Genomic DNA, 17,526 nt, shown 5'->3' on the forward strand with positions numbered 1-17,526 from the left:
ATTTTTAGTTATTTACCCATACAATCCTTATAGTAAAAGTCTACTATTGAATCTGCTTCAGCCTCTGTAAAATCTCCAAGATCATCTTCAAAAGCACTAAGTTCTTCACATGCATATGCAATACAATCATCTTCTGGATCATTTTTTTCAATATTTGTATTCGCATTCATTGTTGTAATACCCGCTATAAAAGCAAGTGTTAAAATTACTTTTTTCATAATAAAAGTTTTAAATTTTTTTAATTAAATATTTTGTACTAATCTATGAGGTGTGCTACATTTGTAATACTTTCCTCGGTTTGTCTTTTGTTTATTTACATAGGCATTAGTATTTGGGTTGACATTATTTAGCGTATTGTATTATTTAAATTTTACAAACCGAGTTTTTTATTTAAAATAACAAGCTTATTATTTTAAATAATTTGTACTAGATTACAAACCAATGTTTGGCGTAAAGTTTAATTTTAAATTTTAATGAAAGAAAGCAATTTTTTCTTCTCTTCCACAAAATAATTTTGATGGAAGATATCCAAATGTAAAAAAAAAAAATGAAACTCACGTTTTTCTTTAAGTTAAAGTTTTAATTTATATGTATTTACGTTTAAGGTAAGTTCTTTCGGTATTTAAACTTTTAAGTTTTTTTGTTTATTGTAACTTTGTAATTCTGTCATGCTTTTTCCTTGTGGCATATAAATTGACAACTATCCTTCATGCAACATTTTAAAGAATCAAAAAAAAGTAAAACCAAACCAAAAGTAACCTTAAAACAAGCTTTTAAAACCATTATTTGGCCAAGAAGAAACTTGGTTTTATTGGGTTTGGTATTGATAATTATAAGAAGTCTTTCTGGTTTTGTCTTGCCATTGCAAAGTAAAGTTTTAATGGACGAAGTTGTGCCAAATAAAGACTTTAATCAACTTTATAATTTGGTTTTAATGGTAATTGGCGCAATTTTAGTGCAAGCAATTACTTCATTTTTATTGACAAAAGTATTAAGTATTCAGGCACAATATTTAATATCAGAACTTAGAGCACAAGTTCAAAAGAAAGTGTTGTCTTTACCGATCAGTTTTTTCGATAACACAAAATCTGGCGCTTTAGTTTCTAGAATTATGAGTGATGTAGAAGGAGTAAGAAACCTTATTGGTACAGGTTTGGTGCAGTTAATTGGTGGTTCATTTACAGCAATTGTAACACTTGTAATTTTATTAAGAATGAATGTTTGGATGACGCTTTTTACGTTTATTCCGTTATCTATTTTTGGTTTAATTGCTTTAAAATCTTTCAAATACATTCGACCAATATTTAGAGCAAGAGGTAAAATAAATGCAGAAGTAAAAGGTCGATTAACAGAAACTTTAGGCGGCATAAGAGTTATTAAAGCCTTTAATGCAGAACAACAAGAAAGTGAAATTTTTGAAAAAGGAGTAGCAAATATCTACGAAAACGTAAAGAAAAGCATGACGGTTACTGCTTTAATGACAAGTTCTTCAACTTTTTTAATAGGATTAGCAACCACAGGTGTTATGGGAATTGGTGGATATTACATGATGGAAGGAAGTTTAACTTTTGGAGACTTTATTCAGTTTACATTTTTATTAGCGTTTATGGTTGCACCAATTGTACAAATGAGCAATATTGGTAGCCAATTAACCGAAGCATTGGCTGGTTTAGACAGAACAGAAGAGCTAATGAATATGGCTGCGGAAGAAGATAACGAGCATAGAACTATTGTTTTAGATGATGTAAAAGGTGATGTTGTTTTTGAAGATGTTTCGTTTTCTTATGAAGAAGGTAAACAAGTAATAAATAACATTAATTTTAAAGTTCCTGCAGGTTCTGTTACTGCTTTGGTGGGGAGTTCTGGTTCTGGTAAATCTACAATTGCAGGTTTGTCGGCAACATTTTTAAATCCAGCAGAGGGTAAAATCACTATAGATAATAAAGACATGTCTAAGGTTAAATTATCTAGTTTTAGAAAATATTTAGGTGTTGTTTTACAAGATGAATTTTTATTTGAAGGAACCATAAGAGATAATATTTTGTTTCCTAGACCAAACGCCACTAAAGAAGAGTTGCAAAATGCTGTAAAAGCAGCTTATGTAAACGAATTTACAGATCGTTTTGATGATGGTTTAGATACTTTAATTGGTGAAAGAGGTGTGAAATTATCTGGCGGACAAAGACAACGATTGGCAATTGCAAGGGCTATTTTGGCAAATCCTAAAATGATTATTTTAGATGAAGCTACTTCTAGTTTAGATACAGAAAGTGAGGCTTTAATTCAGAAAAGTTTATCAGAATTAGTAAAAGACAGAACCACAATTGTTATTGCGCATAGACTAAGTACTATTAAAAAAGCAGATCAAATTTTGGTAATAGAGGCTGGGGAAATTGCAGAAAGAGGAACGCATGATGAGTTGATTGCTAAAGAAGGTAGATATTTTGATTTGTATACGTATCAATCTAAAATTTAGAAAGTATTAAAAATATATTATGAAAAAATTAGCAGTTGTATTCGTACTTGCATTCACAATTGTTTCTTGTAAAAATGAAGCCAAAAAAGATGTTAAGCAAAAAGAAGTTGTAGAGGTAAAAGAGTCTAAATTTCCTTCGGAATTGCATAAAGTTTTTCAATTTCATGGCGGAATTTCAAATTGGCAATCAAACCATTTATTGTCTTTTAATATAAAAGATGAAACGCATACGGTAGCGCTTCAATCTAGAAAAACCGTAATTAATGCACCAAAATATTCTTTGGGGTTCGATGGCAATCAGGTTTGGTTAGATGAAGAAAATGATGGTGATTACAAAGGAAATCCGAAGTTTTATTACAATTTATATTTCTATTTTTATGCAATGCCTTTTGTTTTAGGTGATAACGGAACTGTATATGAAAAAGCAGAAGATTTAGTTTTTGAAAATGTAAAATATCCTGGATTTAAAATTTCTTACAAAGCAAATATCGGGAATTCTGCTAATGACAATTATATTGTATACTACAATCCTGAAACTTATAAAATGGAATGGTTAGCCTACACGGTTACTTTTAATTCTAAGACATCAAGCAATCGTTATAATTTGATAAAATATAAAAAATGGGAAAATGTAAATGGTTTTCTTTTACCAAACGAAATTATTTGGTATGCACAAGACAAAAACGGATTGCCAACAAAACCTGTTGGAAATAGTGTGAAATTTACATTACCATTAATTAGTAAAACAAAAATGGCAAATTCATTTTTTGAAAAACCAAAAGGTTAATTATTTCTTGTTTTTAAATTCAATTATTTTATCATAAACCATACAGTAATACGCATGAAATCTTGGTAACAATACGTTTTCAAGGTTTTTTGTGTCTTTTAAAACTTTTAAATTGAATAATTTGATGTCATCAACTTCTTCTTCTTGAATTTTTAAAGTTGATAAAGGAGCTTTTAATTCGGCTATAAAAACATGATGATGCTCGTTGTCTATAATTCCGTTTAGATGCTTTACTTGATGAATTCTTGTGCCAATTTTAATAAAGTCTTTTTCTTGTAATTTAAGGCCAATTTCTTCAAAAACTTCTCTTTGTGCAGCTACTTTAATAGTTTCTCCTGCGCCAATATGTCCGGCAACAGAAATATCCCATAAACCCGGAAATACTTTTTTTGTCATTGCTCTTTTTTGAAGCAATATTTTGTCATCCGAAGTAAATAACCAGATATGTACAGTGGCATGAAACCAACCGTTTTTATGTGCTTCAGATTTTAAAGCAGTTTTGCCTGTTGGTTTTCCTTCTGGTGTTAATATGTCTATGAGTTCGTCCATTTTTAAAAAATTATGAATTACGAATTTGTAATTAAAAATTCGTAATTCATAATTAAAGTATTTTATTCGAAGTAAGAAAAAGTTTCTCCGTCTTTAATATTTAAAAGTGTTTCGTAAATCATTCTAATTACATTTTCTACATCTTCTCTATGCACCATTTCTACAGTTGTGTGCATATATCTTAGTGGTAAAGAAATTAAAGCTGACGCTACACCACCGTTGCTGTAAGCAAAAGCATCTGTATCTGTACCCGTTGCTCTAGAAAGTGCAGAACGCTGAAAAGGGATTTTTTTAGCTTCGGCAGTTTCTGTAATTAAATCTCGTAATTTTTGTTGAACCGCTGGCGCGTAAGCAACAACTGGCCCTTTACCAATTTCTAGTAAACCTGCTTTTTTAGGTTCTATCATTGGTGTAGTTGTATCATGTGTTACATCGGTAACAATGGCAACATTTGGTTTAATGGTTTGTGTAATCATTTCTGCACCACGCAAGCCAATTTCTTCTTGTACAGAGTTTGTAATGTACAATCCAAACGGTAAATCTTTTTTGTTTTCTTTTAATAAACGCGCAACTTCAGCAATCATAAAACCACCCATTCTGTTGTCTAAAGCTCTACAAACAAATTTGTCTCCGTTTAAAATATGAAACTCATCTGGATAAGTAATTACGCAACCAACATGCACACCCAAAGCTTCTACTTCTTCTTTTGTAGCGCAACCTGTATCAATAAAAATATTGTCTGGTTTTGGTGCTTCTTCATTCGATTTGTTTCTTGTATGAATTGCAGGCCACCCAAAAACACCTTTTACAATTCCGTTTTTAGTATGAATATTTACAATTTTACTTGGTGCAATTTGATGGTCTGATCCACCGTTTCTAATTACATAAATTAATCCGTTATCAGAAATATAATTAACATACCACGATATTTCATCTGCGTGTCCTTCGATTACAACTTTATATTTTGCATCCGGATTTATAACACCAACAGCAGAACCATAAGTGTCTGTAATAAATTCATCTACATAAGGTTTTAGATAGTCCATCCAAATTTTTTGACCTTCCCATTCGTAACCAGTAGGAGCCGCATTATTTAAATATTTTTCTAAAAATGTAAGTGAATCTTTATTTAAAATTGATTTTTTAGCCATTATTTATAAATTTATAAAAATTGATTTTTTCTTGATAGATGTAAAAATAATACCATTTTTTAGGATTTCCATTAAAAAAATCACAAAATAGTGTAACAAAAGTGCTTACTTTTACACTAATTACACAACATTAACCAACAAAAAAGTAATATGAAATTAGTTATTAAAAATTTAACCAAAACATATAAAAATGGTGTAAAAGCTATTGATAATTTAAATTTAGAAATTGGCACAGGTATGTTTGGGTTGTTAGGACCAAATGGGGCAGGTAAATCTTCTTTAATGAGAACTATTGCAACATTACAAAGTCCGGATGCTGGTTCGATTGCTTTTGGTGATATTAATGTTTTAGAAGACAACATGTCTTTACGTAAAGTTTTGGGTTATTTACCGCAATCTTTTGGTGTGTATCCTAAAATGTCTGCAGACGAATTGTTAGATTATTTTGCAACTTTAAAAGGAATTGCTAATAAAACAGAAAGAAAAGCAATTGTAAAAGAAGTGTTAGAAATTACTAATTTATACGAAGTAAGACACAAACATGTTGCAGGTTATTCTGGCGGAATGAAACAGCGTTTTGGTATTGCACAACTGCTTTTAAATAATCCTAAATTAATAATTGTTGATGAGCCAACTGCAGGTTTAGATCCGGCAGAAAGACATCGTTTTTTAAATGTTTTACGTGAAGTTGGTAGCAATTGCACCGTTATTTTTTCTACGCATATTGTAGAAGACGTAAAAGAGTTGTGTAATGAGATGGCTATTTTAAATGGTGGTAAAATCTTAAAACATAGCACGCCTAAAAAAGCAACCGAAGAATTAGAGAATACTATTTGGACCAAAGTAATCCAGAAAGATGATTTAGAAGAAAACATGAAGTTATACAACGTTTTGTCTAGAAATTTTAATGCTGATGATACGTTAAATATTAGAGTACACGCTTTAGAGAAACCGTCGGAAGACTTTGTTAAGGCAACACCACAGCTAGATGATGTGTATTTTATAGCTTTAAAACAAGATGAACCAGTTTTAACTAATTAATAGTTTTTGATGACGAGTTTTAGTTAAAAAACTCAAAAAACAGAATATTTAAAACGAATCGCTTAAAACTATTTTATTATGTTTTCTACAATTTTTAAACAAGAATTAAAATATTGGTTTAACAAGCCAGTTTTTTACATTTATATTTCAATATTTTTAATAATTTCTTTCTTCTTGTCAGCAACATCTGCAGGTATTTGGGACGGAATTACAGGAACCATGGGTTCTTCTCGAATTGTAAACTCGCCAATAGGTATTACAGGTTTATTTAAAGGGTTTACAACTTTAATTTTCTTTTTATTTCCTTCTATTATTGGTGTTTCAATTTATAGAGATTTTAAAAGTGAAATGCATACCATTTTATATTCGTATCCTTTTACGAAGGCTAATTATTTATTTGCTAAATTTTTTAGCGGAATCGTGGTGGTTTCTGCGATTGTTTTAGTGATAGCTTTAGGTATGATTATTGGTTTTCGATTTCCAGGAACCAATCAAGACATTGTAGCAAATTTTAATATTGTTACCTATTTAAAAACCTATTTGGTTTATATTTTACCAAATGTTTTATTTTTTGGTGCCGTAGTTTTTGCTGTGGTTACTTTTTCTAGAAATGTAACCGCTGGATTTATTACAGTAATTATTTTAATGTTTGTAGAAGGGGCAATTTCTAGCATTTTATCAGATCCAGAGCAAGCAAGTTTATTAGCGTTGTTAGATCCTTTTGGTTCTTCTGCGTCTTCTTATTATACAAAATATTGGACGGTTTCAGAACAGAACGAATTGCAAATTCCGATAGGAAAACTAGTAATTTATAATCGTTTGATATGGTTATTAGTATCTAGTTTAATCTTTGGGTTGGTTTATAAGTATTTTAAGTTCACCCAAAATGCGGTAACATTTTCGTTAAAAAAATCAAAATCAGAAAGAGTTACAAAATCTAACTTTAGTGGAGTTACAAAAATTACTTTGCCTAAAGTAACTTATGATTATTCGTTTTTACAAAACCTAAAAGTAATGTGGAAATTGTCTAACATCGATTTTAAATACATTTTTAAAAGTTTACCATTTATATCAATATTAATTGTAGGGCTTTTAATGCTGTTTGGTACTTTGTTTATTTCAAGTGAAATTTTTGGAACAGATACATTGCCTGTAACTTGGCAAATGTTAGGTGGCGGAAACATTTTTAGTCTGTTTGTAATTAATATTTGTACTTTTTTATATGCAGGTATGTTGGTGCAAAGAGCAAGAATTGCAAAAATTAATCATTTGGTAGATAGCACACCTGTACCAAACTGGACGCTTTTATTCTCTAAGTTTATCGCTATTTTAAAAATGCAATTGGTTTTATTGGCTGTAATTATGGTTTCTGGTATGTTGTTTCAGGCATATCAAGGCTATTATAACTTTGAGATTGGGTTGTATATTCAAGAATTATTTGGTTTAAAATTTTTAAACTATGTAGTTTGGGCATTTTTAGCAATATTTATTCAAACACTATTTAAAAATCAGTATTTAGGTTTGTTGGTATTGCTGATATTAGCAATCGGAATTCCGTTTTTAGATTTAATAGGAATTGAATTGGCAATTTTTAAATATAACGAAGGGCCAGGTTTTAGTTATTCTGATATGAATGGTTATGGATCTGCATTATCTAGATATTTATGGTACAAATTGTATTGGATTTTAGGCGGAACAATTTTATTAATTTTAAGTATTTTATTTTGGGTTAGAGGCATACCAAATTCTTTTTCAGAAAGATTAAACATAGCTGTATCTAGATTTAAGATGCCGCAAATAATTAGTTTGTTGGTTGTTGCAGTTGCTTTTATAAGTTTGGGGGCAACTATTTATACAGCAACCAGATCTAAAGAGAAAAATTCTGCATCTAAACAAGCAGAATTAAATGCTGTAAAATGGGAAAAATCATATAAAAAATACGAGAATTATAAGCAACCAAGAATTGTTGCTGTAAAAGCAGATGTTGCTATTTTTCCGAAGAAAAGAACCTATAAAGCAAACGCTGTTTTTACAATGATTAATAAAACAGATACAGCAATTGATAGTATTTTCTTAAATCATAATTCGTTAGAAAATACGTTCGAATTTAATAAACCAAACAATTTAGTTTTAGAAGACACGGTTTTTAATTTTGATATTTACAAGTTTGAAAATAAAATTTTACCTGGTGATTCTTTGCAACTTACTGTGCATGTAAAAAGTAAAGAAAACACTGTTTTTCAAAGAAAATCGCCAGTTTTAGCAAACGGAACATTTATCAATAATTTTTCGATGTTTCCTTCTTTAGGATATTCTTCGGGTGGAGAATTGATTGATGATAAAACGAGAAAAAAATACGATTTACCACCAAATAATTTACGTCCGTTACCAACAGACTCTACAGCATTGGGTAATACTTATATTTCTAAAGATTCTGATTGGATAGATTTTGAAGCAACCGTATCAACATCCGAAGATCAAATAGCGATTGCGCCTGGTTATTTGCAAAAAGAATGGACAGAAGGGAATCGAAAGTATTTTCATTATAAAATGGATAGTAAAATGTTGAATTTCTATGCATTTAATTCAGCAAAATATGAAGTTAAAAAAGAAATTTGGAAAGGAATAAGTTTAGAAATTTATTATCATAAACAACACGATTATAATTTAGACAGAATGCTAAAAGGTATGAAAGCGTCTATTAATTATAACGAGAAAAACTTTAGTCCGTATCAACACAAACAATTAAGAATTATAGAGTTTCCGAGAACACAAGGTACATTTGCCCAATCATTTGCAAACACAATTCCGTTTTCCGAAGGATTTGGTTTTATTGCGGCTGTAGATGATACAAATGATGACGGAGTAGATTATCCTTTTGCAGTAACGGCTCATGAAGTAGCGCATAAATGGTGGGCACATCAAGTAATTGGTGCAGATGTTTTAGGTGCAACAATGTTATCAGAAAGTTTATCGGAATATGTAGCATTAAAAGTTTTAGAACATCAAAATGGTAAGCCAAAAATGCGAACGTTTTTAAAAGAAGCATTAGACGGTTATTTGATTCAAAGAACTTTAGAAACAAAAAGAGAAAAACCATTAATGTACAATGATGGGCAAGGTTATATTCGTTACCAAAAAGGATCTTTAGTATTTTATGCATTAAGTGATTATTTAGGTGAAGAAAAATTAAATAATGCCTTAAAAAAATATGTAGAAAAAGTAAAGTTTCAAGAAGCACCTTATACAACTTCTTTAGAAATGGTAAATTATATTAAAGAGGTAACACCAGATTCTTTAAAATATGTTATTAAAGATATGTTTGAAACAGTTACGTTGTACAAAAATAGAATTGTTGATGCAAAATCTACAGCTTTAGAAAACGGAAAATATAAAGTTGATATTGAATTTGAGGTTTCTAAATACAGAAATGATGAAAAAGGGAAAAAATATTATGGCCAAAAAGTAGGTGATACATTAAGTTATACAAACGAGAAGTTAAGCAAACCTTTGTTGTCTGTTAAATTAGAAGATTATATAGATATCGGTATTTTTACTGAAGAAGAAAAAGACGGCGTAAAAAAAGAAAAGCAATTGTATTTAGAAAAGCATAAGATTACACAAATTCGTAACACAATTTCTATTATTGTAGATAAAAAGCCTATAGAGGTAGGTGTAGATCCGTACAATAAATTAATTGATACAAAATCTGATGATAATAGGATGAAATTATAACTTCTTCTGGTTAATTTAGAGCACAAAAAAAGCAACTACTTTTAGGTAGTTGCTTTTTTAGATAGGGGTAAATGCTTTTATAATAATAACGTAGATTTTGTTAGGGCAAAAAGAACGTATAAAAATTATTTACCAGTTAGGGGTTAAATATTATTTGATAATGAATTATCAAACAACATTACAATAATAGTAAAAAATATGTTAAAAAAACAAATTAAAAATAAAAAAAATCATTAATTCTTAATTCATTTAAAGCTTTTATAAGTTTTTGATTATGTATTTTATTGTTTAATAGTGTTTTAGGTGTTGTTTTTTGCAATCGATGTAATTGCTGTTTTTTCAGTATTTATAATTTGACAACACCAAAAACAAAATTGATTCTATGTTATTGCAAATAATTAGGTAAATATTACTCTAAAATGATGCGTAATTAATCAAGAAACTTAAGATAATAATTACTATTTTTATTTTTTTTCAAATAGATACTAAATGATTTTTAAAGGATTAAAAGAGCGCGTTTTAAAAAAGAAACTAGATAAATTAGTTTCGTTAAAAGAAGAAACGAGTGCGTCAACTTTAAAAAAAATACAAACTGTTGGTATCATTACTTCAGAAGAAATATCAGCTGAGACAGACTTACAAAAAGTTTTTGAAAATACTTTGGGAGTCAAAAATGTGAAAATTTACAGCAAAAGAGATTTTAATAAAAACGATGAAATTTCTTACAAACATTTTACAGAGAAAGACATAAACTGGAGCGGAAATTATTTTCAAACGAACTTTAAAAGCTTTTTAGACGAACCTTTAGACTTGTTAGTTGGTTATTTTAATGAAAATAATATGTATTTAGAAACAGCCGTTTTACAAAGTAAAGCAGATTTTAAAGTAGGATTTTCTAATGTGAATTCTAAGCTTTATCATTTAGAAATTACATCAGAAATAAAAAATCACAAAACTTTTACAGAAGAGGTTAAAAAATATTTACAGATTTTAAAAAAGCTATAAAATTAAACTTTCTTTTTAAAGTTGTTTATTCTTTCTAATAGAGATTAAAATCGGTAAAATATTAATCTTAAAATTGTAATTTTGTCTATCAAAATATTTATAGAATGCAAAAGTTTATAGGAACAGGAGTAGCTTTGGTTACACCTTTTAATGAAGATTTAAGTGTAGATTTCGATGCACTAATTAAATTAGTTAATTTTAATATAGAAAATGGTACCAATTATTTAGTAATAAACGGTACAACTGCAGAAAGTGCAACTATAAGTAAAGAAGAAAAACTAAAAATTATAGATGTTATTGTAACTGCAAATGCGGGTAGAGTTCCTTTAGTTTTAGGAATTGGTGGTAATAATACTTTAGAGGTTGTTAAAGATATAAAAACAACTAATTTAGAGAATATAGATGGTATTTTATCTGTAGCGCCATATTATAGCAAGCCAACGCAAGAAGGTTTTTATCAGCATTTTAAAGCAATTTCAGAAGCAACAGAAAAGCCAATTATTTTATATAATGTACCTGGTAGAACAGCAAAAAACATGGATGCTGAAACTACGATTAGACTTGCAAACGATTTTGAAAACATTGTAGGTATAAAAGAAGCAGGTAATAATATGCAACAATATTTAGAGTTGATAAAAAACAAGCCAAAAGACTTTTTAGTTATCTCTGGTGATGATGATTTGGCATTAAGTATTGCGCTTGCAGGTGGTTCTGGTGTAATTTCTGTTATTGGGCAAGCATATCCTAAAGAATTTTCTACATTAATAAAAGATGGTTTAGAAGGCAATAACAAAGAAGGTTTTGCAATGCATTTTAGATTAATGTCTATTATTGATTTTATTTTTGAAGAAAATAATCCGGCTGGTATAAAAACAGTTTTACAAGAATTAGGTATTTGTAAAAATGAAGTACGATTGCCTTTGGTAAAAGCAAGTGCAACACTTCAAGCAAAAATTGCTAATTTTGTAAAAAACTTTTAAGTTTACTAAAAAAGATAAAACATGTTAAAACCAAAAATTCAAGACGCATTAAACAAACAGGTAACGGTAGAAGCACAATCTTCTCAAGTATATTTAGCAATGGCGTCATGGGCAGAAACACAAGGTTTTGAAGGTGTTTCTCAATTTATGTACGCACATTCTGATGAAGAAAGAATGCACATGCTAAAATTGGTAAAGTTTATTAATGAAAGAGGTGGGCATGCAATTATTTCTCCTTTAGCAGCGCCACCAGTTTCTTTTGGTTCATTTAAAGAAATGTTTCAAGAATTATTTAATCATGAAGTAGCAGTATCAGAATCTATAAACGATTTGGTAGATATCTGTTTACAAGAAAAAGATTATGCAACACATAACTTTTTACAGTGGTACGTTTCAGAGCAAATAGAAGAAGAAGCTTTGGCTAGAAATATTTTAGATAAGATTAGTTTAATAGGAGACGATAAAAGTGGTTTTTATTTATTTGATAATGACATCAAACAATTAATCACAGCACCAGAAGAAGAAGTTTAATATTAACAAACTTTTAGTAGCGGTTTAGGGCTATTTTTTGTTGTTTTGTAATGAAAATTACATAGCATAAACAACTGTGTAAAAAATCGTTTTATTTATCCATAATTAATTACTAATTTTGCCCGATGCAAAAAATTAAAAAAATAGCGTATTTATTTATTCTTAGTTTACTACTGTTTTCTTGTGGTGAATATCAAAAAGTATTAAATAAAGGTACATCAGAAGAGCAGTATAAGATGGCTGTAAAGATGTACGAAAGTCAGAAATACAGTAAGGCTTTACGTTTATTCGAAAAAGTAACACCAACCTACAGAGGTAAACCTCAAATGGAGCGTATACAATTTATGGTTGCGCAATCTAATTTTAATGTAAAAAATTACGCGCAAGCAGCATATTATTACGATCGTTTTACAAAAAGTTATCCAAAGAGTTCTAAAAAAGAAGAAGCTGCATTTTTATCTGCATACAGTTATAAATTGGCATCACCAAGGTTTAGCATCGATCCTACAGATACAAATAAAGCATTAGAATCTTTTCAAAGTTTTATAAATACGTATCCAGATTCTGATAAAATTGCAGAAGCAAATAAATATTATTCTGAACTTAGAACTAAGTTAGAAAGAAAATATTTCGAAATTGCGAAAACTTATTACAGAACGGCAGATTACGATTTAAGAAATTACAAAGCATCTATACAAGCTTTTGATAATTTATTAGAAGACTTTTTAGGAACAAAATTTAAAGAAGAAGCTTTATATTATAGATTAAAAGCGGCACATGATTTTGTATTAAAAAGTACAGATAGAAGAAAGCCAGAAAGAATTGAAGCTGCAATGAAAGCATATCAGAGATTAAAAAAGAGTTTTCCTGAATCTCAATTTATGGAAGATTCTGATAAAATGGTAGCTACATTAGAAGCAGAAAAAATTAGAGTAGAAGCTTTAATTGCAAAGCAGAAAGAATTACAAAATATACAAAAGAAATAATTATTTAAGATGGATTATAAAGATACAAAAGCACCGTTAAGTACTATTACTTACGATAAAAATGAAATTGAAGCGCCTACAGAAAATATTTATGAGGCAATATCTATCATAGCAAAAAGAGCAAATCAAATTAATTCTGATTTAAAAAGAGAATTAGTAGATAAGTTAGACGAATTTGCTACATATAACGATTCTTTAGAAGAAGTTTTCGAAAATAAAGAACAAATAGAAGTTTCTAAGTTTTACGAAAGATTACCAAAACCAACAGCAATGGCAGTTGAAGAATGGTTAAATGAAAAAGTATACCACAGAAATCCAGAAGCAGAGTAATGTCTGTTTTAAAAGATAAGAAAGTTCTTTTAGGGATTACTGCAGGTATTGCAGCATATAAAACGGCTAGTTTAGTTCGTTTATTTATAAAATTAGGCGCAGAAGTTAAAGTTATTATGACTCCTGCGTCTAAAGATTTTATAACACCTTTAACACTTTCTACACTTTCTAAAAACCCTGTTCATTCAACTTTTTATTCTAAAGAAGACAAAAATGAATTATGGAATAATCACGTAGATTTAGGTTTGTGGGCAGATTATATGTTAATTGCGCCTGCAACAGCAAATACATTGTCTAAGATGACCAATGGTACTTGCGATAACCTTTTACTAGCTACTTATTTATCTGCTAAATGTCCTGTGTATTTTGCGCCTGCAATGGATTTGGATATGTATATACATCCGTCTACAAAACAAAGTTTAGATAAATTACAAAGTTTTGGCAATATTTTAATTCCTGCAACTTCTGGCGAATTGGCAAGTGGTTTGGTAGGAGAAGGAAGAATGGCAGAACCAGAAGATATTGTTTCATTTATAGAAAATGATATTTTATCGAATTTACCTTTAAAAGGTAAAAAAGTACTACTAACAGCAGGTCCAACCTATGAAGCAATAGATCCTGTGCGTTTTATTGGAAATCATTCTTCTGGTAAAATGGGATTTGCAATAGCAAAAGCTGCTGCAAATTTGGGTGCCGAAGTTTTTTTAATTTCAGGCCCAAGTCATCAAAAAATTTCACACTCTTTAGTAAAACGAATAGACGTTGTTTCTGCAGAAGACATGTACAACGCTGCACATACTTATTTTGCTGATGTAGATATTGCTATTTTATCTGCGGCAGTTGCAGATTATAAACCAAAAAACATTGCTACTCAGAAAATAAAAAAGAAAGATGCTACGTTAGACATAGAGTTAACACCAACAAAAGATATTTTAGCTTCTTTAGGTGCAATTAAGAAACAGCAATTTTTAGTTGGTTTTGCTTTAGAAACTAATAACGAACTAGAAAATGCAAAAGGTAAATTAAAAAGAAAGAATTTAGATGCAATTGTATTAAATTCTTTACAAGACAAAGGAGCAGGTTTTGCAACAGACACCAATAAAATTACGGTAATTGATAAATATTTAAACGAAAAATCATTTCAATTAAAGTCTAAAGTAGAAGTAGCAAAAGATATTATGAATGAAATTGTAGTAAGAATTCTTAAATAAGATTCTAATAGTATTACAAACTGTTGCTTTCTTTTAATAAAAAATCTAAATTTGAGTATGCGCAAAATAACATCACTACTTTTTATATTTTTTACTGTAATTACTTTTACTGCACAAGAATTAAATTGTTTGGTAACTGTTAATTCAGATCAAATTGCGGGTTCTAACAAACAAGTATTTACTACTTTACAAAGAGCTTTAAGCGAGTACATCAATCAAACAAAATGGACAGATAGAACTGTAAAACCAGAAGAACGTATCGATTGTGCTATGACAATTATTATTACTTCTAGAGATAATAATAATTTTACTGCCACATTGCAAGTACAATCATCTAGACCCGTTTTTAACTCTAGCTATCCATCGCCCGTTTTAAATATTAAAGACAACGAATTCAATTTTAAATACAACGAGTTTGATCCTTTAATTTATAATAAAAATGCTTTTGATAGTAATTTAATTTCTACCATTGTATTTTATGCAAATATAATTATTGGTGTAGATGCAGATACATTTGGCAAGTTTGCTGGTGATAAGGAATTAAAAGAAGCGCAAAATGTAATGCTACAAGCGCAACAAAGTGGTTTATCGTCATGGCAAAATGTTGTTGGTAAACAAAATAGATATTTATTAATAGATAATTTAATATCGCCTAAACTAAAAGCTTACAGAAATATACTTTACAATTATCATAGAAACGGACTTGATAATCTTGTAGGCGCAAAAGCTTCTGCACAACAAAGTATAGAAGATAGTGTAATTGCGTTAGAAAGTATTTACAACAAAACAGTTGGTAATTATTTAATTAGATTGTTTTTTGATGCGAAAGCAGATGAAATTGTAAATCTATATTCAGAAGATACCAAAACAAGAAATAAAGAACGTCTTATACAAACTGTTCGAAAAATTTCTACCAATAATAATTCTAAGTGGAGAAAGCTAGATTAGGCTTTTTTGATAACTGAGAATTACTTAATTTTTAGCTACTAAAATCTACTGATTTTAATTTTATCCTTTGTGTTATAATTAAATTTTCGATGTTTAGTATTCAACAAATTTTCACTAATTTTATCTTTTAAAATCTAGAGAATTTGCTATCACAATTATCCATAAATAACTACGCGTTAATCAATCAATTAAGTATCGATTTTTCTTCGGGTTTGTCTATAATTACAGGAGAAACTGGTGCAGGTAAATCTATTTTATTAGGTGCCTTGGGCTTGGTTTTAGGTAACAGGGCAGATTTGTCATCATTAAAAGACACTACAAAAAAGTGTATTGTAGAAGCCAAAGTTGCCATTTCTAACTACAATTTACAAGATTTTTTCGAAGAAGTAGACTTAGATTACGAAGCAGAAACCATTATTAGAAGAGAAATTTTACCATCTGGTAAGTCTAGAGCTTTTATAAACGATACACCTGTAACCTTAACGGTTTTAAACCAATTAAGAGTAAAATTAATCGATGTACACTCGCAACATCAAACAATGCAATTGTCTGATACTAATTTTCAGTTTTCGATATTAGATGCTTTAGCCAAAAATGCACCAAGAATAGCTTCATATAAAAGAGGTTTTTCGCAGTTAAATAAATTAAAAAGAGAACTTTTAAAATTAGAAGAAAAACAGCAAGAAGCAAATAAACAGTACGATTACAATTTGCATTTGTTTAAAGAGTTAGAAGACGCTAAAATTAAAGTTGATGAGCAAGAAGTTTTAGAAGAAAAACTAGAAAAGCTCAACAACATAGAAGAAATTAAAGACAATTTAGCAGAAGCTTTAGAACTAACAATAAACGAAGAAATAGGCATCCAAAACTTGCTAAATACTTTAGACAATCGTTTGTCTAAAATTGCATCTTTTTCTAAAGAATATCAAGAATTATCAGCAAGAATAACATCTGTAAAAATAGAAATTGATGATGTTGTTTCAGAATTAGAAGACGCAAACGAAAATGTAGATTTTAATCCTAATGAAGCAGAAGAAATCAATGATAGATTGCAACTGCTATACAATTTACAGAAAAAACATTTGGTTAATTCTAACAAAGAATTGCTAACAGTTTTCGAAGAAATATCAGAAAAAGTTGTTGCCGTAGAATCTGCAGACGAATTTATACAAAAAAAGCAACAAGAGATAGCCTCTGTATCAGAAAAATTAGACAAAGTAGCCGGTTTAATCACAAAAGCAAGAACTGCATCGATACCAAAATTAAACAAACAATTAGAAGTTTTATTGGCAGATTTAGGTATGGAAAACGCCCGTTTTTCAATAAAAATAAAGCCAACCAAAAACTATTTTGCAAACGGAAAAGATGAATTAGAATTCTTATTCTCTGCAAATAAAGGCGGTAACTTTGGCGAGCTTAAAAAAGTTGCATCTGGTGGTGAGTTGTCTAGAATTATGCTATCTGTTAAAACCATTTTATCAGAAAACACACAATTGCCAACCATTATTTTCGATGAAATCGATACCGGTGTTTCTGGTGAAGTTTCTAATAAAATAGGGGCAATAATGCAACAAATGAGTAAAAATATGCAAGTTATTGCAATTACACATTTACCGCAAATTGCTGCAAAAGGTAACAGCCATTATAAAGTGTATAAAGCAGAAGTTAATGGTGTAACTACCACAAATTTAAAACAATTAACAGCCGAAGAGCGTGTTAAAGAAATTGCAGAAATGTTAAGTGGTAAAGACATCTCAGAATCGGCATTAACACATGCAAAAGAACTACTAAATTAA

General features: G+C 29.4%; 15 protein-coding genes. 12 read left to right on the forward strand and 3 right to left on the reverse strand.

What is annotated here, in order from left to right; all coding sequences use genetic code 11:
* Positions 1–8: 8 nt before the first annotated feature.
* The gene (locus BXQ17_RS01375; protein WP_077808903.1) at positions 9–218 is read right to left on the reverse strand and encodes a hypothetical protein; all 210 of its coding nucleotides are present in this window, start codon (positions 216–218) and stop codon (positions 9–11) included.
* A 491-nt stretch (positions 219–709) separates the two neighbouring features.
* Between BXQ17_RS01375 and BXQ17_RS01380 the strand changes: the two genes are divergently transcribed.
* A complete protein-coding gene (locus BXQ17_RS01380) occupies positions 710–2,476 on the forward strand; it encodes an ABC transporter ATP-binding protein (RefSeq protein WP_077808904.1) in 1,767 nt (588 codons plus the stop codon).
* Positions 2,477–2,495: 19 nt separating this feature from the next.
* The gene (locus tag BXQ17_RS01385; RefSeq protein ID WP_077808905.1) at positions 2,496–3,263 is read left to right on the forward strand and encodes a DUF6503 family protein; all 768 of its coding nucleotides are present in this window, start codon (positions 2,496–2,498) and stop codon (positions 3,261–3,263) included.
* On the opposite strand, the gene BXQ17_RS01390 is transcribed toward BXQ17_RS01385, so the two are convergent.
* Positions 3,264–3,812 carry an NUDIX domain-containing protein gene (locus tag BXQ17_RS01390; RefSeq protein ID WP_077808906.1) on the reverse strand — a complete coding sequence of 183 codons (549 nt, stop codon included), beginning with the start codon at positions 3,810–3,812 and terminating at the stop codon, positions 3,264–3,266. It lies immediately after the preceding gene.
* Between the two features lie 62 nt (positions 3,813–3,874).
* Positions 3,875–4,963: a M42 family metallopeptidase gene (locus tag BXQ17_RS01395; RefSeq protein ID WP_077808907.1), complete on the reverse strand. Its 1,089-nt coding sequence runs from the start codon at positions 4,961–4,963 to the stop codon at positions 3,875–3,877.
* 150 nt (positions 4,964–5,113) lie between these two features.
* Between BXQ17_RS01395 and BXQ17_RS01400 the strand changes: the two genes are divergently transcribed.
* From BXQ17_RS01400 to recN, 10 genes are all read left to right on the forward strand, one after another.
* Positions 5,114–6,004 (forward strand): ATP-binding cassette domain-containing protein, encoded by an 891-nt coding sequence (locus BXQ17_RS01400; protein WP_077808908.1) that lies wholly within the window; start codon positions 5,114–5,116, stop codon positions 6,002–6,004.
* Between the two features lie 78 nt (positions 6,005–6,082).
* Positions 6,083–9,739, forward strand: coding sequence for a M1 family aminopeptidase (locus BXQ17_RS01405; protein WP_077808909.1), 3,657 nt, complete (start codon positions 6,083–6,085; stop codon positions 9,737–9,739).
* Positions 9,740–10,228: 489 nt separating this feature from the next.
* Positions 10,229–10,744 carry a hypothetical protein gene (locus BXQ17_RS01410; protein WP_077808910.1) on the forward strand — a complete coding sequence of 172 codons (516 nt, stop codon included), beginning with the start codon at positions 10,229–10,231 and terminating at the stop codon, positions 10,742–10,744.
* 104 nt (positions 10,745–10,848) lie between these two features.
* A complete protein-coding gene (dapA, locus tag BXQ17_RS01415) occupies positions 10,849–11,724 on the forward strand; it encodes a 4-hydroxy-tetrahydrodipicolinate synthase (RefSeq protein ID WP_077808911.1) in 876 nt (291 codons plus the stop codon).
* A 21-nt stretch (positions 11,725–11,745) separates the two neighbouring features.
* On the forward strand, positions 11,746–12,255 hold the full coding sequence (locus tag BXQ17_RS01420) for a ferritin (RefSeq protein ID WP_077808912.1): 510 nt from the start codon (positions 11,746–11,748) through the stop codon (positions 12,253–12,255).
* A 125-nt stretch (positions 12,256–12,380) separates the two neighbouring features.
* Positions 12,381–13,241: an outer membrane protein assembly factor BamD gene (locus BXQ17_RS01425; protein ID WP_077808913.1), complete on the forward strand. Its 861-nt coding sequence runs from the start codon at positions 12,381–12,383 to the stop codon at positions 13,239–13,241.
* 9 nt (positions 13,242–13,250) lie between these two features.
* Complete coding sequence (locus tag BXQ17_RS01430) at positions 13,251–13,571, forward strand: DNA-directed RNA polymerase subunit omega (protein ID WP_077808914.1); 321 nt, start codon at positions 13,251–13,253, stop codon at positions 13,569–13,571.
* Positions 13,571–14,782, forward strand: coding sequence for a bifunctional phosphopantothenoylcysteine decarboxylase/phosphopantothenate--cysteine ligase CoaBC (gene coaBC / locus BXQ17_RS01435; protein ID WP_077808915.1), 1,212 nt, complete (start codon positions 13,571–13,573; stop codon positions 14,780–14,782). Before BXQ17_RS01430 ends, coaBC begins: the two co-directional genes overlap by 1 nt.
* Positions 14,783–14,839: 57 nt before the next feature.
* The gene (locus BXQ17_RS01440; protein ID WP_077808916.1) at positions 14,840–15,730 is read left to right on the forward strand and encodes a DUF4835 family protein; all 891 of its coding nucleotides are present in this window, start codon (positions 14,840–14,842) and stop codon (positions 15,728–15,730) included.
* Between the two features lie 143 nt (positions 15,731–15,873).
* Positions 15,874–17,526: a DNA repair protein RecN gene (gene recN / locus BXQ17_RS01445; protein WP_077808917.1), complete on the forward strand. Its 1,653-nt coding sequence runs from the start codon at positions 15,874–15,876 to the stop codon at positions 17,524–17,526.

It is taken from the genome of Polaribacter sp. BM10 (assembly GCF_002005425.1).
Taxonomy (GTDB): Bacteria; Bacteroidota; Bacteroidia; order Flavobacteriales; family Flavobacteriaceae; genus Polaribacter; species Polaribacter marinaquae.